Source organism: Rhizomicrobium electricum (assembly GCF_011762045.1).
GTDB lineage: Bacteria > Pseudomonadota > Alphaproteobacteria > Micropepsales > Micropepsaceae > Rhizomicrobium > Rhizomicrobium electricum.
The window spans coordinates 310,191-334,969 of record NZ_JAASQS010000001.1; the positions used below are offsets into that span (position 1 = coordinate 310,191).

Consider the following 24,779-nt stretch of genomic DNA (forward strand, 5'->3'; position numbering starts at 1 on the left):
AAAAAACAATTTGGCGCGACATCATTAGCGGAACCACCAGACCAATCCCGCGGTCACGGCGAACAACGCCAGCGCCCATCCGGCGACCTCGCGCGAGCCGAGCCGGGCTGCCTGCCATGCATTTTTCAAGGTCAGTGACGCATGGCGTGCGCGTTCCTCCGGCGTCTGCCGGCGCGTCAAGCTGGCCAGCACCAGCGATGCGAGTGACACCGCGAACACCAAAAATGCCGCATTGAGGAACGCCAGCGGCCACACCTTGGTCACCGACAGAACGAACAGTGCGATCCCCAGCCCGCTGCCGGTCGCGACCGCCCAAATCGCGCCGCGCCCATTGGCCCGCGGCCACAACATGCCGAGCAGGAACAACGCGGCGGCAGGCGGCGTCGCATACGCCAGCACGGCCTGGAAGTACTGCCACAGGGACGGGAACTTCATGATCTGCGGCGCCCACAGGGCCGATATCACCATGCAGACGATGGTCGAGATGCGGCCCCAGCGGACCACGCTGGCGTCGGAAGCAGACGGGCGCAGGCGGCGGACGAAATCCATCGTCACCAAGGTGGCGGCACTGTTGTAGGCGGCGGAGAGCTGGGCCATCAGCGCGCCGAGGAACGCGGCGACGAGCAGACCAAGCAATCCGGAGGGCATCAGGCCGAAGGCCATGCGCAGGTAAATTTCGTCGGGGCTGGTAAGCTTGGGATAAAGCAAGAGACCGGCGACGCCCGGCAGGACGATCAGGAACAGGATCAACAACTTCAAAAGGCCCGCGAATAACGCGCCTTTCTGGCCGTCGGCGATCGACTTGGCGGCGAGCATGCGCTGCACGATGACCTGGTTGGTGCACCAGTAGTAGAACCCCATTACCGGCAGACCGAACGCCATGCCCGTCCACGGCATGATCGGATCGGACGCGGGCCGGATGAGATTGAGGTGTCCGGGCGGCGCGGCGTGCACCACCGCGTCCCATCCGCCGGCGGTGTGGAAAGCGAAAATCGCCAGGAACAACGCCGAGCCCAGGCCGACAACGCCCTGCACGGCCTGCGTATACAACACCGAGCGCAGGCCTCCGGTCACCGAGTAGATCACCGCCAGCGCGGCGAGCAGCAAAATGGCGACTTCGAAGGACAAGCCGGGCACGATCAGCTTCAAAACCAGCGTGCCGCAATAAAGCGCGCCGGCGGCATCGAGCAGGATGTAGAGCACCAACGTCAGGATCGAGAACCACACGCGCACACGCGGGTCGTACCGGCGCTCGAGAAACTCGGGCATCGTGTAGACCTTGGCGGCCAGCACTGCGGGCAAAAAGAACAGCGCGAACACCACCAGAATGGCGGTGCCGGTCCAATCATAGTTGAAGACCGAGATGCCGAACGCATAGGCCGAGCCGGTGACGCCGATCAGCACGCCGGGCGAAATGTTGGAGCCGACCAGCGCCAGCCCGATGGCGGGCCAGCCCGCTTTGTGCGAGGCCAGGAAATATTCCGACGCCGTAGCCCGGCGACGGGAAAGAATGAGACCGAGCGCCAACAGCCCCGTCAAATACACGGCCAGAACGCCGTAATCGAATGCCGGCAGCACGCAAAGCCCCGCGAACGATACCCCGGACAACTTCTAGCCCGGTTCGCACGAGGATCAAAGCACCCCCTTAAATACGCCAAGAGGCGCGATCCCCTGGCTGCCGGTCCATCCGCCTCTTTTTGCTTGAAGCTCCGGCAGCAAGGATACGCACGAGCCAACGTGCGCCACATGCACCTTTCGCTTCTCCGAGGGTTTCGAGGAGATGCCGGCGACCGGATTCGCAGATGTCAGCCATCTCCATCACGGGCGTGCGCGCGCCCTACCTTGTATGACACATACGCGATCTTCTTGCGGCCGCGCGTTCACCGGCGCGTGGCCCGACATAAGCTCCTCCATCACAAACAGCCCATTCGAGATGGGAAGCGGAACGTACCGATTCAAGAGGGTGCGACAAACGCTGCGTTGTTACGCGCGAGATGCAAATGCAAATATTTCCGGAAGATAACAGACTTCGCCGTTCATCGAGATGAACGGAATTGGTGAAGATCGGAGAGGCCGGCGCACGCGTGCGCGGGGCTCGTTGCAACACAAAGCGGACGAAGAAGATGTCAAATCTTGCATACCCCTTCGCTTGCTGCGCGAGCACATTCCCGCACTCCAGATGCCGTCGAAAACGTATTGCGGATGGAAACGAAGGACGGAATGTTGAGCAGGAAGTCAGCCATACGAATGTAATCGCGGACCAACCAGCGTTGGTTCCATGTCAAGCAGCTTGACAGTTTCTACCTATGCGTCTGCACAAAAAATGACATCACCTTGCGAATAATCGACTTTCGCTTTTGGCACGCCGCTTGCTCCTTCTTTCCTGTAGCGATTGGATAATGTGGGAACAAAACAATGTTGGCGCGCGCAAGACTCTTCATCTCGGCATTATTCCTATCCCTGATTACGGCGACGGCCGCCATGGCGGCGCCGGTGTTCTCGACCGGTTCGTTCGGCTACGGCCTGCCCAACTCGACAACCAGCGACGTCACCACGGTGACGGTGATCCATAACTTCGGCGAGGTGGTTCTGCAGAGCGTGGACGGCGACTTCAGCGGCCACCTGGCGCCGCTCAACGTGTTTGCGGTTCCGAACCCGACCGACTTCACCTCGCTCGCCAGCTTCTCCTGGTCGATGGGCGGCGTCGGCAGCTTCATGGCGGACAGCATCGTCAAAGGCGCGGTTACCACGAACGGCACGCAGGCGACCGCGATCTGGTATATCTACGGCACCTACACCGTCGGATCGGATTACGCCAACGCCGGCGCCGTGCTGGGCGCCATCAAGACGATCTCGCTGACCCAGACCGGCGGCCCCGGCCATGCGATCTCGTATTCGGGAACCGTCTACGTGCCGCCGCCGAATTCCAACATTCCGGAACCGGCAACGCTTCTGATCCTCGGAGGCGGCGCGATGCTCCTGGGCTTCCGCGCACGGCGCAAGCGCAACGCCTGACGATTGCGGATCGATAAGAAAGCGGCAGCTCCGGCTGCCGCTTTTTTTTTGCGCCGGACCGTCCGCGCCAAGGCCACCGGAACCGTGCGCTGCAGGGGGCGTTAGCCACGAGCAGCTCAGGGCGCCCCCTCCATGCCCACCGAAACCTCTTCCGTCTATCCGAAATCGACCGCCCGCATTTTCGGCCATCCCATCCATCCGATGCTGGTGCCATTCCCCATCGTCTGCTTCGCCGGAACCCTGGTGACCGACATCGCCTATACGGCAAGCGGCGAGGTACAATGGGCAAACTTTTCGTCGTGGCTCCTGGTGGCGGGGCTCATCATCTCGATCTTCGTGGTGATCGCCGGTGCTGCCGACTTCTTCGGCGACAGGCGCATCCGCGCGCTCAAACACGCCTGGATCCACGGCATCGGCAACGCGATCGCGCTGATCCTTTCGATCTGGAATGCCTTCGTGCACACCCACGACGGCTATACCGGCGTGTGGCCGACCGGGCTGACGCTGTCGTTCCTCGTGGTCGCCATTCTGCTCATCACCGGCTGGAACGGCGGCAGCATGGTGTACCGCCACGGCGTCGCAGTGGCGCCGGAGAAGAACTCTTGAAGCGGGCCGCGATCCTTCTGAGTGCGGCTGCGCTGCTGCTCGGAGCCTGCGGACCGGAGCCGGTCAATCCCAAGCGCCAGATCGGCGCCAATCCTCCGCTGCCGGAACCGCATCAATACCTGCTGCCGCCGATGAAGGTGCCGGCGCGCGGGGCATGGGGCGACGCCACGCCGTCGGTCGCGGACAGTCTGCGCATCGAGGCCTTGGCCAAGAACCTCGCCAATCCGCGCATGGTGTACGCACTGCCCAACAACGATATCCTGGTCGTCGAATCCGACGGGCCTCAGGAGCCGATCTCGCGGCCGAAATCGATCGCGGTGAAATGGATCGAATCCCGCGCCCATTCCGCCAACGCGGCCGGCAACCGCATCATTCTTTTGCGCGACACCAACGGCGACGGGTTACCGGATGTGCGCACCGTCTTCATCGATCACCTCGTTCATCCGTTCGGCGTCGTGCTGGTGGGCAACGATCTCTATGTCGCCAATACCGACGCCGTGCTGCGGTTTGCCTATCGTCCCGGCGAAACCCATATCGACGGAACCGGCACCAAGCTGACCGACCTGCCGGGCGGCCCTATCGATCATCACTGGACCAAATCGCTGACCGCGAGCGCGGACGGCTCCAAGCTCTATGTCGGCGTCGGGTCCAATTCGAACATCACGGAAAACGGCATGGAAGCCGAGCACGAGCGTGCCGCGATCTGGGAGATCGACCGCGCTTCCGGCGCGCACCGGCTGTATGCCACCGGTACCCGCAATCCCAGCGGCCTCACGTTCGAACCGACGACGCACGCGCTGTGGGCCGTGGTCAACGAGCGCGACGAACTCGGGCCCGATCTGGTGCCCGACTATCTCACGTCGATCAAGGACGGCGGCTTCTACGGCTGGCCGTGGAGCTATTGGGGCCAGCATGTCGACCCGCGCGTCTATCCGCAGCGCCCCGACATGGTGAAACAGGCGATCGTGCCCGACTACAGCCTGTCCTCGCACGTCGCGCCGCTCGGCGTGGTGTTCAACACCGGCAACGGCCTGCCCGCCCACTATCGCGGCGGCGCTTTCGTCGGCGAACACGGAAGCTGGGACCGCGCACCCTACAACGGCTATAAGGTGGTCTATGTGCCGTTCGCCCATGGCCGCCCCAGCGGGACCGCGGAAGACGTCGTGACGGGTTTCTTGCGCGACAGCACGGCGCTCGGACGTCCGGTCGGGCTGGCGCTCGACCGGCACGGCAGCCTGCTGATCGCCGACGATCTCGGCGGCACGGTCTGGCGCGTCAGCGCGAGGTAAAAAAGAAACGGGCGGGATATGCTCCCGCCCGTGTCCGCAAATCGATGCTGCGGCGAAATCAGGCCTTCTTGGCCTCGTCCGCCTTGATCACGCGCTCGACCACATGGGCGATGTTGCGCAGCGACAGCATGTGCATGAAGACCAGCTCAAGTTCGTCGGTCTTCATCAGGCTTTCGAGCGTGTCGCCCTTCAGCGCCTTCAGCTTCTCGCGGTTCACCACCATGAAGCCGTTGACCTTGCGCTCGGGATCGTTCGGCAGCGGCGTCTTCACTTCGACCTGATCGAGCAGGCCGAGCTTGTCGAGCTTGTCGCCGAATTCGCGCGTGCGCACGAACAGCACCTGGAATTCCTTGAGGAACTCCACCGTCTGCTCGACGAACGGGCCGAGCTTGCCGTCGGCGTTGAACAGCTTCTCGCCCTCGCCGTCCTTGTTGAGGCCGGGATAGGCTTCGTCGATCATCAGCGTGAAGGTTTCGGCCTTCTCGTCGGTGCCGAACACGAAGGGATAACGGCGGACGAACGCCGGCACGTAGCGCGCATCCCAGCCGCCTTCCTTGGTCACGAAGGCATTCTCGCGGTCGCGCACGCCCAAAATCACCGAGGGGATCACCCCTTCGTTGGTGCGCGTGAAGACGATCGGATATTCCTCGCTCGCCGGCAGGAATTCGCTGCCGATCAGCGGCACCGCATTAACCTCGCGGGCAAAGCTGACATCGCTGGTGCGCTTCAGCGACAACTCGCCGTGATCGTTCTGGTTCAGCGGCTTAATGTTCTCGTAGATCAACAACTGTTTCATGACACCTTCCCGTTCGGCCCGACGCACGGCGCCGTTGTTATCGTAATTCCGTATTGGATTGCCCCCGACGGACGGACCGCTCCGGCCCTTCCAGCGAACCGTAGCGTGGCAGGCCGCGTTGACACAACGGAAGAAAGTGTCCAAATCGGCGCGGAGGTGCGTCATATAATCATAATAAGATGCATTTGCTGCATCGCGAAAAGACGAAACGCGCCAATACCGAAGACAACAAAAAGGGCGCCCCGAAGGAGCGCCCTCTTCACAAAGAGGTCCTGGTTCAGGAGTTTTTGGCCGTCTTGCCGGCGCCGGGACCTGCCCCGAGATCGGCCCCGGTGACGACGTCGTGGTCCGTCATCGACTTGGTGCGGCGGGCCATAGCGCGCAACGTCTTGTTGTCCGCGGCATCGAGCTTCACCGAAGCGCGGCCGTCGCCGCCATCGACCGCAACCTGGGCCTGCGGGTCGTCGACCCTTTCCCACTGGTCACCGGTATTCCAGGGGCCCTCGGCATCGCCGTTGGTCCGCGCATCGCCTTGCGAAAGATTGTAGTACTTCGACGCGTAGCGCGGATCGCCCGGCAGCTTGCCCGGCGGAAAATTCGGCTCGATGGCGTAGAGCGCCTTTTCGAACGACTTCTGATGCGCGATTTCGCGGGTCATCAGGAAGGTGAGCGCCTCTTTCACGCCGGGGTCGTCAGTGACGTTGATCAGCCGCTCGTAGATGATCTTGGCGCGCGATTCCGCGGCGATGTTGGAGCGCAAGTCGCAGGTCGGATCGCCGATGGAGTCGATGTAGGCCGCCGTCCACGGCACGGTGCCGGAATGGGTGAGCGCGGGTCCGCCGCCATAGAGCAGCGCCGTGGTATGACTGTCGTTGCCCTGACCGAGCGCCACGTACAGCTCCGCCTCTTCCAGCGCCCCTTCGGAGAGTTCCGCCTTCACGCCCTTGTTCAGCATGGCGACGATGCTGCCGATCACTTCGAGATGCGACAGCTCCTCGGTGGCGATGTCGATCAGCATGTCCTTGCGGCCCGGATCATCCTCGGCCAGATGCTGGGTGAAATAGCGCATCGCCGCCGCCAGCTCGCCTTGCGGGCCGCCGAACTGCTCCAGCATGAGATTGGCGAGCGCCGGATTGGTTTCACCGACGCGCACCGTATACATCAGTTTCTTGTTATGCATGAACACGGGAGGGGTCCTTCTCGAAAGGTTGTGCGGCCACGCCGCCCATCAACCCAACGCCCGGCACGCCCCCCTGTTGCCGACCGCGGCGCCCACGCCGCCGCCAACATGACAAAACGATCTCCGCCGACGTTTTCGCGCTGCCGTCGCAGACTGCGCTATCGTCCGGTGTTTTCGGGAGGGGGGCGCGCGGCTTGGCGGCGATCGGCCATACTTATATTTGCACCAGAAACATAAACCTTTCCGGGACCATGCTGCGAAACGCCAAGGCGCGGCGGCGGAAACTGGGTTAAAGTAACCGGCGGCGCGATGCGCCGACTGCTTTTTGGGGGGATTTCATGCCGACCTACACTGCTCAAGACGAAATTGCGTTCATTTCGGGCGTCAACGCGGACGGCACTCTGCCGCTTTACGCCTTCAGCGCCTGGAACCCGAATTCCAACCCAGCCGACTACGGCGGCGGCTACACCAATTCCCACAAATGGGGCAGTTCCGCCGCGGGCACCGCCGGCGGCACCATCGCCTATTACTTCGATCCCGCCTCGAACTGGACGACGCTCGAACAGACCATGCTGGCGAGCGGATTGGCGCTGTGGTCTGCGGTGGCCAACATCTCGTTCGTGGAGACCACGAGCAGCGCCAGCGCCAAGATCACGTTCAAGCGCGGCACCGACGGCGCCCAAACCAACTCCAGCATGACCGGCGAGACCGGCGCCGGCGAGACCGGTGGCTCGGTGCTGCTCCAGACCACGAGCGCGACGATATCGATCCAGACCTCGGTCGCCGGCTTCGGGCCGATCTCCGACAATTTCGACACTTCCGGCGGCTATCCGATCATGACCTTCCTGCACGAGGAAGGCCACGCGCTGGGCCTCGGCCATGCCGGCCCCTATAACGGCGATGTCGACGAGACCAAGCAGCAGTTCAGCCAGTACGACACCCGGCAGTGGACGTTGATGTCGTATATCGACGTCGATCAGACCAAGGCTACCTATTACAACCAATACCCCGTCACCGGTACGGACTGGGGCTACAACTACCCGACCACCTGGATGCCGCTCGACATCCTGGCGATCCAGCGCCTCTACGGCCTGCCGACCACCACCCCGCTCTCGGGCGGCCAGGTTTTCGGCTTCAACTGCAATCTCACCGGTGCGCTCAAGCCCTATTTCGATTTCAGCACCAACAACACCCCGGTCGTCACCCTGTGGGACTCGGGAACCGGCAATACGCTCGACCTGTCGGGATACTCCTCGGCGGCGACCGTCAACCTCGTTGGCGGAGCGTTCAGCAGCGCCGGCGGGCTGGTCAACAATATCGCCATCGCCTACGGCACCAAGATCGACACCCTGAAATGCAGCCAAGGCACCAACGTCGTCACCTGCAACAACGACGGCAATACGATCTATCTCGGCAGCGGCAATGCGACGGTCAACGGCGGCACAGGCGACGATGTCTTCGTTCTCGGTGCCACCAATGCCGGTGTGAACGTCGTACTGCACGGCGGCGCCGGGATGAACATCATCAGCCTCGCCAACATCTCCGTCAACGATTTCAACCTCGATCTCACCGGCGGCAGCTCCACGCAAAAAATCGGATACGCATCCTATTCGATGGACGGCATCAAGGGCGTGATCGGCTCCACATACGGCGGGACGCTGACCGTTTCGGCCGGCGCTTATGTCGACGGCAACAACGCCTGCACCGTCAAACTCGACGAAAGTGCGGCCACGGCCGATATCGCCTTCACCTTCACGCCGAATTCCGCGACGGCCGTCGTGCTGCCGGACGGAACCCGCCTCAAAGGTATCAATAAGCTCAATCTGAAGACCGGATCGGGCAACGACACCATCACGTTCGTCGCCACTTCGAGCATCATGACGTCGGTCTGGGACGGCGGCGGCGGCACCAATACCGCCATCGTCGACTTCCGGAACGTGGCGGGCGTGTACTCCTACACGCCGGACTTCACCAACGTCCAGAAGGTGACCGTCTACACCGGCACGGACCACGGCATCTTCGACGGCGGCGCGGAAGACGACACGTTCTATGCCTCCAGCACCGGCCAGGAACTCAATGGCGGCCTCGGCTCCAACACATTGATCGGCGGTGCCGGAAACGACTCCTTCAGCGACCGGGGAGCGAACTCCTACATCGACGGCGGCGCCGGCACCAACCTGCTGAGGCTGTGGTACTCGGGACTGACGCAATCGGTCAACCTGACCTTCACGGATGGATCGAGTACGGCGGCAGTGCTGCCGAACGGCACCAGCTTCAAGAATATCGAAATTCTCCGCCTCAACACCGGATCGGGCGACGATACGGTCACCTTCAACGCCCTGGTCCACGACACCAATAGCTGGGACGGCGGCGCCGGCACCGACCGTGCGATCATCGACCTTTCCACCGATACCGAGAACCTGACCGTCGGCTACGACGCTACCGGCCAGTCGCTGACTTATCTCGTACTTGCGCCCGGCGACACCCGCTGGTCGTCCCGCCTCGAAATAACGGCGGTGGAAAACTACACCGTGCGTACGGGCTCGGGCGATGATGTGCTCTCGGGCGAAATCGGCGACGACGTGCTCAGCGGCGGCGGCGGCAACGACACGCTTTTCGGCGGTCCAGGCACCAACGTCCTCGACGGCGGTGCCGGCACCGACACAGTGAAGTACGCGCTCGATCCGGGCTCCTATTACGTCCTGACCAACGGCGGCGGCTATACGGTCGGCGGCACGGATTCGACCGACGCGATCACCAACGTCGAGCAGGCCACGTTCGACGCCACGCATCAGACGATGAGCATGGCGCAGTTCCAAACAGCCGCGTTCGATGCGCTCGACTATATCGCCTCCTACAAGGACCTGATGGGCGCGTTCGGCGACAATGCCCAGTGGGGCCTGCAACACTGGCTTGCCAACGGCAAGGCCGAAGGCCGGAAGATCACCTTCAACGCACTTAACTACATCGCCTCGTACGGCGACCTGATCGTGGCGTTCCACGACGACCAGACGGCGGGCGCGGAGCATTACATCAAAAACGGATACGCCGAAGGCCGCAAGGTCTCGTTCGATCCGCTGGCCTACGTCTGCTCCTACAACGACCTTCTGATCGCCTTCAACGACAACCAGACGGCGGCGGCGGAGCACTACATCAAGAACGGATACTGGGAAAACCGCAAGGTTTCGTTCGACGCGCTCGCCTATGTCTGCTCCTACAACGATCTGGTGATCGCGTTCCACGACGACAAGACGGCGGCCGAAGAACACTATCTCAAGAACGGCTATTGGGAGGGCCGCAAGGTCTCGTTCGACGCGCTCGCCTATGTCTGCTCCTACAGCGACCTCCTGGTTGCGTTCCGCGACGACAAAACCGCAGCCGAAGAGCACTACATCAAGAACGGCTTCTGGGAAGGACGCAAAGTCACGTTCGATGCCCTGGCCTACATCGCCTCCTACACCGACCTGATTGGCGCGTTCGGCGACGATGCCGTGGCCGCAGAAGAACACTACATCAAGAACGGATACTGGGAAGGCCGCAAGGTGACGTTCGATCCGGTCGCCTACCTCATCAACAACAGCGATCTCGGCACCGCCGGCTTCACCGCGACGGACGCAACCGAGCATTACCTGAAGAACGGCTATTGGGAGCACCGCACCACCAACGGCGCGTTCGGTTCGGAACAGACCAATCACGATCTCTCAATCGGCAGCAGCGTGTCCGACACCATCGGTACCACCGGCGACAAGGACTGGTTTGCGGTCGCCGTTACGGCCGGTCAGACCTACACCTTCACGCTCGCAGGCGTGGATAGCGGACACGGCACTCTCGCCGATCCGTTCCTGGCGCTGTGCGATGCCCATGGCACGCAGGTCTCGTTCGCCAACGATTCCACCAATCACGACGCCGTGATCCATTTCACGGCCACGACCTCCGGTACCTGCTATCTTGTTGCATCCGCAAACAATACCGGCACCGGCACCTACACGCTGCTCGCCACAGCAGGTTGAAAACGAGCACTTGCGATTGAACTGCAAATCCGGCCGCCATGGCGGCCGGAGGCGCATCGGCGGTATTATTCGCCCGCCGATGATGCTTGGGGGAAACCATGGACACTATCGGAACGACAGCACGTGCGGGGAAGAACATCCGCACAACGACCGAATGGATCGCATCGATCAACGACGCCTTTCGCGGCGTGGATTACGGCCCGTTCCGCGGCAACCAGAACCCCAATTACGGCATCTATCCGACCATCGCGGAGATGGAGCAGGACCTTCCCGCGCTCAAGGCGATGGGCAACGCGCTGCGCGTGTTTTCGGTGCAGAACGGACTCGACACCATCGTCGCCGAAGCGACCAAAACCTATGGGATCGAGGCGATCCCGTCGGCCTATCTGTCCAATGTCGCCCAATCCTGGGCGCCGGCCGCCAACGCCGCCGAAATCGCCGCGCTCGAGGCACTCTTGAATTCGAGCGGCGTCGACCTGACCAAGATTCCGTTCGTCGTGGTCGGCAGCGAAGCGATCCTCAGTCAAGGTTTCTCGGTCGACACCATCGTAGCCAATATCAACGCGGTGCGTGCCGCCTCGCCCGCCGGGATCAAATTCACCACCGCCGAAGTTTGGAGCAATTATCTCTCCGGCAACGCCGCGAACGCACTCGGCAACGCGGTGGACGTCATTTTCGTCAACATCTATCCGTTCTGGGAAAACGTCGCGATCGACTCCGCCGTCGCCTACGTGGTGCAGATCTATCAGAAGCTCACAGCGGCTTATCCCGGCAAGCCGGTGGTCATCAGCGAGACCGGCTGGCCGTCGGCGGGATCGGCCCGCGGCGCAGCGGTTCCCAGCGCGGCAAACGAGCAGCGCTACTGGCATGACTTCCTGATTGCCGCCAAACAGAACGCCATCCCCTATTTCGGCTTCGAAGCCTACGACGAGCCGTGGAAATCGGGCAGCGGCGAAGGCGATGTCGGCGGCCATTGGGGGCTCTATGGCGACAACCGCACGGCCAAGGGCGCTCTGACATCCTTCAATCCATGGACCAGCGGGACCACCGGCAACGACACGCTGACCGGGACCGGCAGCAACGGCGCTTGGCTCGAAGGCCTGGCCGGCAACGATACCCTCACCGGCACCAGCGGCGCCGACGTGCTGTTCGGCGACGACGGCAACGACGTGCTGCGCGGCGCAGCGGGCAGCAATACGCTCGACGGCGGCGCGGGAACCGACACGGCGGCGTTTACCGGAAGACCATCGGACTATTTCATCACGACCAGCGCCGGAACGAGCACGGTGATCGGCACCGGTAAGACCGACACGCTGACCGCTATCGAGCGGGCTTCGTTCGATGGGTCGGGACAGACCCTGACCCTGGCGGAATTCCAGGCGCAATCGTTCAGTCCGCTCCAGGCCCTCGAGTACATCGCCTCCTACAGCGATCTGATGGCGGCGTTCGGCGACGACCCGGTTTGGGGCGCCAGACACTATTTCAACAACGGCCTCTCGGAGGGCCGCACGATCGGATTCAGCGCGCTCGCCTACGTCGCGTCCTATAGCGACCTGATCGTCGCCTTCAGCGACAACCAGATGGCGGCAACCGAACACTACCTCAAGAACGGACGCTATGAAGGCCGGACGGTCACGTTCGATCCGCTCGCCTATGTCTGCTCCTACAGCGATCTTCTACTGGCATTCCGAAACGACAAGACCGCCGCAGCCGAGCACTTCATCAAGAACGGCTATTGGGAAGGCCGGCAGGTCTCGTTCGATCCGCTGGCTTATCTCTGCTCGTACAACGACCTTTTGATCGCGTTCCACAACGACAAGACGGCGGCGGAAGAACACTACATCCGCAACGGCTTCTGGGAGGGGCGCAAGGTCACCTTCAATGCCCTGGCCTACATCGCCTCCTACACCGATCTGATCGCCGCATTCGGCGACAACGCCATTGCGGCGGAGGAGCACTACATCCGCAACGGCTATTGGGAAAACCGGAAGGTGACGTTCGATCCGGTGGCTTATCTCATCAACAACAGCGATCTCGGGTCCTGCGGATTCACGGCCAGCGATGTCAGCCGGCATTACATCAAAAACGGGTATTGGGAGCACCGCACGACCAACGGCGCCTTCGGCTCGGAACAGACCGGCCACGACCTTGCGATCGGCGGTACTGCCTCCGATTCGATCGGCACCAGCGGCGACAAGGACTGGTTCGCGGTCGCCGTCACGGCGGGTCAGACCTATACCTTCACGCTTTCGGGCGTCGACGGCGGCAACGGCACGCTGGCCGATCCGTTCCTGGCGATCTGCGATGGGCACGGCGTCCGGCTCACCTACGCCAACGACTCGATCAATCGCGACGCGGTGATCCGCTTCACGGCGCTGTCGACCGGCACCTGCTATCTCGTCGCGTCGGCCAACGACACCGGCACAGGTACCTACAAATTGCTCGCGGCGGCAGGCAGCGGCTGAAGACCGCCCCCGCGGATTAACCAACATTGTCGCGTAACACGGGTGCCGATCTACCATGTCGCGACACCGCGCCGGTATACAATTTACCGCTACCAACATAATGTGCCGGTAGAGCCATCGACAGCCTCAGGGGGGCCTCATGACAACGGTGACCAATCTCGTTTCGGGCGGGAATGGGTTCTACGATTCCGACCTGTCGGTCATTGCATCGACACCGCTGACGTCGCAAAGCGCGACCTCGTTCACCCTTTCCGACACCGGTTACAGCATCACCGTCACCGGCACCGGACTGACCTATTCGAACGGCCACGTCAGCGGCGGCACCATCACCGGACTGTCGATCTCCAACTCGACCGGCATCGGCATGGCCTCGCAGACCTGGTCGGGCTTCAGCCTGTCGGCGGCGACGGTGTGGAGCGCGATCACCAGCGGCAACACCGCCCAGATGAATTCGTTGTTCTTCGGCGGCAACGACACCTTCACCGGATCCGGCAGCCTAATCTCGTTCTACGGCTTCGGCGGCGACGATACGTTCAACGTGACGCTGAATGGCAGCAGTCAGTTCCTGCCCTCCATCGATGGCGGCAGCGGCTACGACACGCTCAACCTTTCCGGACCGCTTCCCGGCGCCACACAGAGCTACACCGGCACTCCGCTGACGACCTGGATCAAGAGCATCGAGAAGATCAAGCTCGGTGCGGGAAACAACTATTCCCTGACCACCTATTACAGCGATTCCGTCTTGGCGGCGGGAGAAACGCTGACGGTCGATGCCTCGGCGCTCGGCGCCGGCAATACCCTCAAATTCGACGGTTCGTCGGAAACCGATGGCGCGTTCATCCTGACCGGCGGCGCCGGCAACGACACGCTGCGCGGCGGCGGCGGCAACGATACCATCGACGGCGGTGCGGGCACCGATACGCTCTATCTCGGCACCATGGCCGACGGCGTCACGCTCGACCTCAACCTGACCACGGCGCAGTCGCTCGGCAATCTCGGCACCGACACCATCCGCAACATCGAGAATGTCTACGGTTCCGGCACCCTGATCGGCACCAGCGGCAACAACACCTTCTCCGTCACCTCGGGCGCCAATTCCATCGACGGCGGCGCCGGCATCGACACGCTCAACTGCGCCGGGCTCTATTCGGCCACCGTCGATCTCAGCCAGACCGGCCCGCAGCACATCGACGCCAATTCGGGTCTGTGGTCGACGCTGAAATCGATCGAAAACGTCATCGGTACCGGCCAGAACGACACCTTCGTCGGCAACGCCTCCGACAACACGTTCGACGGCGGGAGCGGCTTCGACCGGGTGTCGCTCGCCGATTCGACCACCGGGGTCACCATCGATATGCGTGGCGCCAATCCGGTCGTGACCGGCGCCACCGGCATCGGCAACGACACCTATATTTCGATCGAAGGATTCGTCGGAACCAATTACGACGACACGTTCGTCTACGGCGGCGACTACAGCACGTCCCAGCTTGCCTATGCCACGCTCGACGGCGGCGACGGCAACGATACGATCGACTTTTCCCATTGCACGTCGGGGATCGGCATCGAACTTTCCTCCCCGAAATATGCGTCGATCGAGAATGTCATCGGCACCGCCTATGCCGACCAGATCAGCGCCCCCTTCGGCACGGGCACCCATACCATCGACGCGGGCGCCGGCAACGACCGCATCCTGATGTCGCGCGGCACCAACGTGGTCAAAGCCGGCGACGGCGACGACATCATCTTCATGGATGGCGACGAGCTGCGCGATCAGATCGACGGCGGCGCCGGCAGCGATACGGTTTATTATTCCAACAGCAGCTCGGGCCTCGACGTCTTTGCGGCGAACCGGATCACCAATGTCGAGACGCTGCTGCTCAGCAACAGCGACGCCCAGATCCAGTTCAACGACGGCAACGTCGCCGCCGGCGCCACGCTCACCATCCGCTATCGCGACGATAGCCCTGTGCCATACTATCCCGACAAGTACGACATCGACGGTTCGGCCGAGACCGACGGGCGCTTCGACATCACCACGCTCGGCGGCAACGACACGCTGATCGGCGGCGCCGGAGCCGACAACCTCAAGTCGGGCGGCGGCGACGACACGCTGAAGGGCAACGGCGGCAACGACATCATCGACGGCGGCGCCGGTGCGGATACGGTGCTCTATTCCGGCAACCGGGCCGACTACACCATCACCTTCACCAGCGATACCACGCTGACCGTCGCCGGACCCGACGGCACCGACAGCCTCAGCAACGTCGAGTATCTGCAGTTCGCCGATCAGAAGGTGTCGACGGACCGCACGGCGCCGACTTTGACGGATCAGTACCCGAAAGACGACGCCACCGACGTGCTCGAACAATCCGGCTTCTCGCTGACCTTCTCCGAGAACGTCAAAGCCGGAACCGGCAACATCGTCTTCCATAAGGCCGATGGCACCGTGGTCGCGACGCTCGACATCACCAACAGCCAGCAGGTGACGATCTCGGCCAACAGGATCACGCTGACGCCGAATGCGCAGCTCGAAAGCCTGACCTCCTACTACATCACCATCGATGCCGGCGCGATCACCGACCTTTCGGGCAATGCCTATGCCGGCATCACCTCGCCGACCGCGTACAATTTCACCACCGCATTCATTGCGGACACCGCGCCGCCGCAGCTGATCTCGTCGACGCCGGCCAACTACAATGTCGGTGTCGCCACCGATACCAACCTGGTGCTGACGTTCTCGGAAGCGATGAAGACCGGCACCGGCAACATCACCGTCCGCGACGCCCAGACGAGCGCCGTGCTGCTGACGATTGCAGCCACCGACACCGCTCAGGTTGCGGTGTCCGGCACGACCGTCACCATCAACCCGACCGGCACGATTCCGGCCGGCCACGACTGCACGGTGACGTTTGATCACGGGGCGATCACCGACCTCGCCGGGAATTCCTACGAGGGCTCGATCGTCTTCACCACCGTCCCCAATACCATCACCGGTTCGACCGGCGACGACATCCTCGCCGGCACCGGCATCAACGACGCGATCTTCGGCCTCGACGGCAACGACACGCTGACGGGCGGCGGCGGCACCAACACGCTCAACGGCGGCGCCGGCATCGACACCGTCAGCTATGCCGGCAATGCCACGGCGGTGAACGCCGATCTTACCGGCGGGATCAAGCACGACATCCCGAGCTCGAACAACAACGATGTGCTCGTCAACATCGAAAACCTGATCGGCAGCTCCTACGGCGACATTCTGCAAGGCGACGCCGGTGCGAACGTGCTCGACGGCGGCGACGGCAGCGATGCCCTTTACGGTCTCGACGGCAACGACACGCTGATCGGCGGACGCGGCAATGACTCGCTCGTAGGCGGCGCCGGCACCGACACGATGGTCCTTTCGGGACGCCCCGACCAGTACGTGGTGCAGTGGTATTCCAATACCAACGGGGAATTCTACAGCGTATTCGGCCCCGACGGCAGCGACATCGCCTACGGCATGGAGTTCGCCAAGTTCAGCGACGGCCGGACGCTCTCAATGGCCGACTTCCAGGCGCAGTCGTTCGATCCGCTGGCCTATATCGCGTCGTACAAGGACCTCATTCAGGCCTTCGGCGACGACGCGCAATGGGGCCTTTCGCATTATCTCAACAACGGCTTCGCCGAAGGGCGTACGACCACCTTCAACGCGCTGAACTATATCTGCTCCTATGGCGACCTGGTCGTCGCGTTCCACGACGACAAGACCGCGGCCGAGGAGCACTATCTCAAGAACGGGTACTACGAGGGCCGCAAGGTGACCTTCGATCCGCTGGCGTATGTGTGTTCGTACAGCGACCTCTTGATCGCCTTCCACGACGACAAGACCGCCGCGGCAGAGCACTACATCAAGAATGGCTACTGGGAGAATCGCAAGGTCACGTTCGATGCCCTGGCGTATGTCTGCTCGTACGACGACTTGGTGATCGCCTTCCACAACGACAAGACGGCTGCGGAGGAACACTATATCCGCAACGGCTATTGGGAAGGGCGCAAGGTCACGTTCAATGCCCTCGCCTATATCGCCTCCTACAACGATCTGATCGGTGCCTTTGGCGATGATGTGCAGGCGGCCGAGGAACACTACATCCGCAACGGCTTCTGGGAAGGGCGCAAGGTCACCTTCGATCCGGTGGCCTATCTCATCAACAACACCGATCTGGGGACGTGCGGCTTCACGGCGACCGATGTCACCGAGCACTATCTGAAGAACGGTTACTGGGAGCACCGCACCACCAACGGCGCCTTCGGCTCGGAGCAGACCAATCACGATTTGACGGTGGGTAGCAGTGTGACCGACACGATCGGCACCACGGGCGACAAGGACTGGTTCGCGGTCAGTGTGACAGCCGGTCAGACCTATACCTTCACGCTCTCCGGCGTCGACGGCGGCAACGGCACCCTGGCCGATCCGTTCCTGTCGATCTGCGATGCGCACGGGGTTCAGCTCACTTACGCCAACGACTCGACCAACCACGACGCGGTGATCCGCTTCACGGCGCTGTCGACCGGCACGTGTTATCTGGTCGCCTCGGCTAACGACACCGGGACCGGCAGCTACAAGCTGTTCGCCACCGCAGGCGGCTGAAGCCTTCGCTCTCCAACGAAAAAGGCCCGGAGCAATCCGGGCCTTTTTGTTTTGCGGAACCAGAAGCCAGCCAAACTGCGTGCATTTGAGCGAGCGACACCCATCAACAAGACGTCACGCCCCCTACCCTCGGCGTGTGAAATTGTTTTATTGTTGTAAGATGATGAGAATTGGCGGACCGGGCGGTCCGAGGGGGGCAAATGCCGACGATCATGGGTACGACCGGTAGCGAGACTCTGACCGGGACCGCGGGCAGCGATACGTTCGACATCTCGCAGGGCGGCGACGATGTCGTCTACACAATGGGCGGCTCTGACGATGTGGTTTATGTCGGTGGGGCACTGACGGCGAACGACCGCATCGTCGGGGCGGGTGTCAGCCCCACTACCGGCGGCATCAACTCCGTATCGGTGGTGCTCGACGGCGACTATTCGGCGGGCGTGACCTTCTCGGCCACGACATTCTCCGATCTCACCAATCTGCGCGTCACCGCGGGCCATTCGTATCGCCTGACGTCGAACGACGCCACGATGATTCACTTCTACCAATACATGTCCGACCTCACCGTGGACGGCGCAGCGCTTGGAACCGCCGATACGCTCTATTTCGACGGCAGCGCCGAGACTGATGCCCATCTCGGTCTGACGGGCGGGGCCGGCAGCGACACCTTGATCGGCGGGGTCGCCAATGACGTCCTTACCGGCGGCGACGGCAACGATCAGCTCCGCGGCGGCTCCGGTGATGACGGACTGCGCGGTGGCGCCGGCAATGATGCGCTTTACGGCGGCGACGGCGACGACACGCTCGACGGCGGGACCGGTGCGAACACGCTTGACGGCGCGGCCGGCAACGATACGCTGCAGGCGACCAACAGCGCGGCCGGCAGCTCATTCAATGGCGGCAGCGGCGACGACCTCATCCTCACCGCGCTTCCCAACGGCACGACCTACGACGGCGGCGCCGGCAGAGATGCCATTTACGTCGCGGCCGATCTCAACACGCGAGCACTGTCATTCTCCGTCAATCTGGCGACCGGAACGATTACCGACGGGACCAGTACGGACCGGCTCATTTCCATCGAAGGGGCAATGGGCGGGACCGGCAACGATACGCTGACCGGCGATGCCGGCGACAACTGGCTCAGCGGCGGCGAAGGCTGCGATGTTCTCGAAGGCGGCCTCGGGGACGACGTTATCCTGGGCGAGAAAGATCTCGCCGCTCCGTGGTCGGATTCTCACATCTTTTGGGGCGGGTCGTGCGCCGGCATCCCTGAGATCGACACGGTTTCGTTTGCCCACGCCGCGCGCGGCGAAACCGTCGATCCTGGTGCGGACCAACGCCACCCAGCCCTGCCCACCGGTGTCGCGTACGGCGGCGACGGCCTCGATACCATCATGGTGTGCCAGAACTTCGTTCTGTCGGGCTACAACGACGTCTTCATGGGCTCGCCGATCTGGAACTACACCTACAAAGTCTGGGGCGGAGACGGCAACGACCTCATCAATATCAACACCGGTTTCGCCACCGGGCATCAATGGGACACCGGTACGAATTCCCTCTACGGCGGCAACGGCGACGACGTTCTGATCGGCGGCGACAGCAATCTTTTGCAGAGCTATATCAGCAAGGACGTTATCGACGGCGGTTCGGGTGCCGACACCATGACCGGCGGCACCGGCTACGACATCTTCGAATTCACCAGTGCGTCCGACCTGTCGCTGGAAGCCGATCACATTACCGATTTCGCGCCGGGCGACGATACGCTCGACTTCTCGGCGGTGACCGGCCTGAGTTTCATCGGTACGGCCGCGTTCAGCGGCGCGGCCGGACAATTGCGCTACGTTTTGCAGAACGGACAAACCGTGCTGCAGCTCGATGCCGACGGCGACAAACAAGCCGACGGCCTTCTGGTGCTCGACAACGGAGCCTTTGCCCTGAGCGAGACAACGGCGGGTTCCAAGATTCTGGTCGCCGACGATGGTGCTGCGCCGGTTCTGGTGGGATTGTCACCCGACAACGGCGCAACCATCGGCGGTTCCGCGCCTCCCGTCACGCTCACGTTCAACGAGGCGGTCAGAATCGGCAGCGGCAAAATCGGTCTTTACGACGCATCCGGGCTTCTTTTCGAGATCGATGCCGCCTCGTCTTATGTTTCCGCCGTTGGAAACACCGTGACGATTTCGGGCGCGTTCGGATTCGAGCGTGGGCATTCCTATTGCATCAAGGTTTCCGACGGGGCGATCGTCGATGGTGCGGGACATGCCTTCACCGGCTTGTCGTCGCCTTCGTCCTGGGCCTTCACTCTGACGTCCGCGAATACGGGGCCGGTGCTGCAGAGCGGGGACGTTGCGAAGGACACCAGCGGCGCGTCGCTCAATCCGACCATCACCTTGACCTTCGACAAGCCGGTGCACGCGATTTCCGGCACCATCATGATTTCGAATTCCCAGGCCAATACGCCGTTCATCACCATTTCGGCGACCGACAGCAGCCAAGTCACGGTGAGCGGAAATTCGTTGATCATCAAGCCCACGGCAGCGCTGTTCGGTTCCACGCAGTATGAGATCACCACGGGAAATCTCATCGTCGCCGATGCGGCCGGGAACAGGAACGAAGCCAGGATCGACGCCATTTCCAGCGTTCTCTTCACGACCGTCGCCCGGCAGGACACGACGGCGCCGACACTGATTTCGGCCACGCCGTCGTCCGGATCTTCCGTCAGTCCGGGGGCGAACATCGTCCTGACCTTCAGCGAGGCCGTGCGCCCCGGCTATACGTGGAGCGTCACCGGGCTCAGCTACGATAATTGCTTCTGGATTACGCGCGCCAGCGACGGACATCTCATCAAATCGATTTCGGCGAGCGACACGAGCCAGGTGACGATCTCGGGCAATCAGGTCATCATCAACCCCAACGTCGATCTGCCCGGCGACACGGCTTTCATCGTTTCCTACGGCGCCTACGCCCTCCAGGACATGGCGGGCAATTTCGTGGGCGGCCAGGACATCAGCGGGCTCGCTCCGATCACGGGCCAATTTACGGCGACAACGTTCACGACGACGTCGGAGATCAACGGCACCAAAAGCAATGACGTGCTGCCGGGAACGGCAGGGAACGATGTTCTTTCAGGGCTCGGCGGCAACGATACGCTGTACGGTTATGCCGGCAACGACACGCTGCGCGGCGGCGCGGGCAGCAATACGCTCGACGGCGGAGCGGGAACCGATACGGCGGCGTTCGCGGGACAGGCGTCGGATTATTTCCTGAGTGTGTCCGGTGGCGTCACCACCGTGATGGGCGCCGGCGAAACCGATACGCTGACCAATATCGAGAAGGTTTCGTTCGACGGCTCGGGCCAGACGCTGACGCTGGCCGAGTTCCAGACGCAGTCGTTTTCGAAGCTGCAGGCGCTGGAATATATCGCGTCGTACAGGGACCTGATGGGCGCGTTCGGCGACGACGCGGTGTGGGGTGCGCGGCATTACTTCAACAACGGCAGGGCCGAAGGACGCTCAATTTCGTTCAACGCGCTGAACTACATCTGCTCCTATGGCGATCTGATCGTCGCTTTCCACGACGACCAGTTGGCGGCAACCGAGCACTATCTCAAGAACGGCTCCTATGAGGGACGGAAGGTTTCGTTCGATCCGCTGGCCTATGTGTGCTCCTACAGCGATCTTCTGATTGCATTCCACGATGACAAGACGGCAGCGGCGGAGCACTACATCAAGAACGGCTACTGGGAGAACCGGAAAGTCACGTTCGACGCTTTGGCCTATGTGTGCTCTTACGACGATCTGGTGATCGCGTTCCACAACGACAAGACGGCGGCGGAAGAACACTATATCCGCAACGGTTATTGGGAGGGGCGCAAGGTCACGTTCAATGCGCTCGCCTATATCGCCTCCTACACCGATCTGATCGGTGCGTTCGGTACCGATGTGCAAGCCGCGGAAGAGCACTACATCCGCAACGGCTTCTGGGAAGGGCGCAAGGTCACGTTCGATCCGGTCGCCTATCTCATCAACAATACCGATCTGGGTGCGTGCGGCTTCACCGCAACCGATGCCACCGAGCACTATCTCAAGAACGGATACTGGGAGCACCGCACCACCAACGGCGCGTTCGGCTCGGAACAGACCAACCACGATCTCACGGTTGGCGGTTTGGTCACCGACACGATCGGCACGGCGGGCGACAAGGATTGGTTCGCGGTGAACGTCACCGCAGGCCAGACCTACACCTTTACGCTCTCGGGCGTGGATGGTGGCAACGGCACGCTGGCCGATCCGTTCCTGGCGATCTGCGACGCTCGCGGGGTTCAGCTGACCTATGCCAACGACAGCACCAACCACGACGCCGTGATCCGCTTCACGGCCCTGTCGACCGGCACCTGCTATCTGGTCGCTTCGGCAAACGATACCGGTACCGGTACTTACAAACTGTTCGCCACCGCAGGAGGGTGAGGCTCGGCGTGGATTCTTCGCCGGTACCGCGGCAGAATGTCCCGCGAGGTTGACGGCAGAGCGGCCATCCCTATCCGTCAACTGATCGAAAGCGGGAGAAAACCATGCCGACGATCTCGGGACAAAGCGCGTGGGCCGATCTGAACGGCTGGCGGGTGCAAACCAACGTCTGGAACGCGGGATCGCTCGTCTACGGCACCGACTACACGATCAACGCCACCTATACGGCCGGCGATCTGGCGGGGCGTCCGACGTTCTCCTGGGCGTTCCCGGCGATGACGCAGACCAACTACTACAACGTGCATGCCTATCCCGAACTCATGTTCGGCGGCTCGCCGTGGTGGGGCGGCGCGATGTCGTCGGACCCGCTGCAGGTCTTCCCGATCAAGGTTAACGACCTTGCCAACCTCACCATCAAGTACGACCTCGCCGCCACCGGCGACATGCAGGGCTACAACGTCGCGTTCGAGGTGTTCCTCAACTCGGTTCCGAACGGCACCAACACCACCATGACCAACGAGATCATGGTGTGGTTCCACAAGGGCGCGTTCAGTCCGGGCGGCACCCCGGCCGGCACCTATTCCGACGCCGATTTCACCGGCACGATCTACAATGCCAGCAACTGGAACGCCGGCACCACCTCGTCGCCGTGGACCTATACCGCCATTGCGTCCGATACCGACGATCTGTCCGGCCAGATCGATTTCACGGCGATGCTGGCCAAGCTGAAGAGCATGGGCGTCATCACCGGCAACGAGTACATCTCCGGCCTCGAACTCGGCGCGGAAGTGGCGACCGGCACCGGCTCGCTCACCGTCAATACGCTCGAATACGATGTGCAGGTGGGCGGCGTGACCACGATCCTCAACGGCAGCACCGGGACCGCCGGCGCCGACCGTCTGGTGGGCGACAATCTCGCCGATACGCTGTCGGGCCTCGGCGGCAATGACGCGCTGTACGGGTTCGCCGGCGACGACACGCTGCGCGGCGGTGCGGGTAGCAATACGCTCGACGGCGGAGCGGGAACCGATACGGCCGCGTTCGCCGGAAGCCCGTCGGACTATTTCGTGACGACGTCCAGCGGCACCACAACGGTCATCGGTACCGGTGAGACCGATACGCTGACCAACATGGAACGCGCGTCATTCGATGGGACCGGCCAGACCTTGACGCTGGCCGAGTTCCAGGCGCAGGCGTTCAGTCCGCTGCAGGCGCTGGAATACATCGCTTCCTACAAGGATTTGATGGGCGCGTTTGGCGATGATGCGGTGTGGGGTGCGCGGCATTACTTCAACAACGGCAAAGCCGAGGGGCGGACGATCAGTTTCAACGCGCTGAACTATATCTGCTCCTATGGCGATCTCGTCGTGGCGTTCCATGACGATCAACTGGCGGCGACCGAGCACTATCTGAAAAACGGCTCCTATGAAGGGCGGAAGGTCACGTTCGATCCACTGGCGTATGTGTGCTCCTATAGCGATCTTCTGATTGCCTTCCACGATGACAAGACGGCAGCGGCGGAGCACTACATCCGCAATGGCTATTGGGAGAACCGCAAGGTTACGTTCGACCCGCTGGCCTATTTGTGCTCGTACAGCGATCTGCTGCTGGCCTTCCACAACGACAAGACCGCGGCGGAGGAGCACTATATCCGCAACGGCTATTGGGAAGGGCGCAAGGTTACCTTCAACGCCCTCGCCTACATCGCCTCCTACACCGACCTGATCGGTGCCTTTGGCGATGACGTGCAGGCAGCGGAAGAGCACTACATCCGCAACGGTTTCTGGGAAGGGCGGAAGGTCACGTTCGATCCGGTGGCCTATCTCATCAACAACACCGATCTGGGGACGTGCGGCTTCACCGCGGCCGATGTCACCGAGCATTATCTGAAGAACGGATACTGGGAGCACCGCAACACCAACGGGGCGTTCGGCTCGGAGCAGACCAATCACGATCTCACGGTCGGCGGCTCGGTCACCGACACGATCGGCACATCGGGCGACAAGGATTGGTTCGCGGTCAGTGTGACAGCCGGCCAGACCTACACCTTCACGCTCTCGGGCGTCGACGGCGGCAACGGCACCCTCGCCGATCCGTTCCTGGCGATCTGCGATGCGCATGGTGTTCAGCTCACCTATGCCAATGACTCGACCAACCACGACGCGGTGATCCGCTTCACCGCCCTGTCGACCGGCACCTGCTATCTGGTGGCGTCTGCCAACGACACGGGCACGGGTACTTACAAGCTGTTCGCCACCGCGGGGGGCTAAGGCGGGCTGCCGGATGCACAACTTCTAGGAGAAAATTTAAGCTCCTGGCATAACT

General features: G+C 62.3%; 11 protein-coding genes. 8 read left to right on the forward strand and 3 right to left on the reverse strand.

Annotated features, from left to right (window positions below; translation table 11 throughout):
* Nucleotides 1-24 precede the first annotated feature (24 nt).
* Nucleotides 25-1,578 (reverse strand): sodium:solute symporter family transporter, encoded by a 1,554-nt coding sequence (locus tag FHS84_RS01410; RefSeq protein WP_166929517.1) that lies wholly within the window; start codon nucleotides 1,576-1,578, stop codon nucleotides 25-27.
* Nucleotides 1,579-2,415: 837 nt separating this feature from the next.
* Between FHS84_RS01410 and FHS84_RS01415 the strand changes: the two genes are divergently transcribed.
* From FHS84_RS01415 to FHS84_RS01420, 3 genes are all read left to right on the forward strand, one after another.
* Nucleotides 2,416-3,015, forward strand: a complete 600-nt coding sequence (locus FHS84_RS01415) for a PEP-CTERM sorting domain-containing protein (RefSeq protein ID WP_166929519.1) — start codon at nucleotides 2,416-2,418, stop codon at nucleotides 3,013-3,015.
* Nucleotides 3,016-3,147: 132 nt separating this feature from the next.
* Entirely contained in the window at nucleotides 3,148-3,621 is a 474-nt protein-coding gene (locus FHS84_RS21080; protein ID WP_208393626.1) for a DUF2231 domain-containing protein, read from the forward strand.
* A complete protein-coding gene (locus FHS84_RS01420) occupies nucleotides 3,618-4,910 on the forward strand; it encodes a PQQ-dependent sugar dehydrogenase (protein WP_208393628.1) in 1,293 nt (430 codons plus the stop codon). The genes FHS84_RS21080 and FHS84_RS01420 overlap by 4 nt, the downstream gene beginning before the upstream one ends.
* 58 nt (nucleotides 4,911-4,968) lie before the next feature.
* On the opposite strand, the gene FHS84_RS01425 is transcribed toward FHS84_RS01420, so the two are convergent.
* A complete protein-coding gene (locus tag FHS84_RS01425) occupies nucleotides 4,969-5,706 on the reverse strand; it encodes a SapC family protein (RefSeq protein WP_166929525.1) in 738 nt (245 codons plus the stop codon).
* A gap of 277 nt (nucleotides 5,707-5,983) precedes the next feature.
* Nucleotides 5,984-6,892, reverse strand: a complete 909-nt coding sequence (locus tag FHS84_RS01430) for a manganese catalase family protein (RefSeq protein WP_166929528.1) — start codon at nucleotides 6,890-6,892, stop codon at nucleotides 5,984-5,986.
* A 332-nt stretch (nucleotides 6,893-7,224) separates the two neighbouring features.
* On the opposite strand from FHS84_RS01430, the gene FHS84_RS01435 reads away from it, so the two are divergent.
* From FHS84_RS01435 to FHS84_RS22020, 5 genes are all read left to right on the forward strand, one after another.
* Nucleotides 7,225-10,896, forward strand: a complete 3,672-nt coding sequence (locus FHS84_RS01435) for a M10 family metallopeptidase (RefSeq protein WP_166929531.1) — start codon at nucleotides 7,225-7,227, stop codon at nucleotides 10,894-10,896.
* A gap of 98 nt (nucleotides 10,897-10,994) precedes the next feature.
* Entirely contained in the window at nucleotides 10,995-13,361 is a 2,367-nt protein-coding gene (locus FHS84_RS22010; RefSeq protein ID WP_166929535.1) for a glycosyl hydrolase family 17 protein, read from the forward strand.
* Between the two features lie 139 nt (nucleotides 13,362-13,500).
* Nucleotides 13,501-17,988 (forward strand): Ig-like domain-containing protein, encoded by a 4,488-nt coding sequence (locus FHS84_RS01445; RefSeq protein WP_166929538.1) that lies wholly within the window; start codon nucleotides 13,501-13,503, stop codon nucleotides 17,986-17,988.
* Between the two features lie 200 nt (nucleotides 17,989-18,188).
* Nucleotides 18,189-22,454, forward strand: coding sequence for an Ig-like domain-containing protein (locus FHS84_RS22015; RefSeq protein WP_166929541.1), 4,266 nt, complete (start codon nucleotides 18,189-18,191; stop codon nucleotides 22,452-22,454).
* A gap of 104 nt (nucleotides 22,455-22,558) precedes the next feature.
* Nucleotides 22,559-24,724, forward strand: coding sequence for a GH12 family glycosyl hydrolase domain-containing protein (locus tag FHS84_RS22020; RefSeq protein ID WP_166929543.1), 2,166 nt, complete (start codon nucleotides 22,559-22,561; stop codon nucleotides 24,722-24,724).
* Nucleotides 24,725-24,779 lie beyond the last annotated feature (55 nt).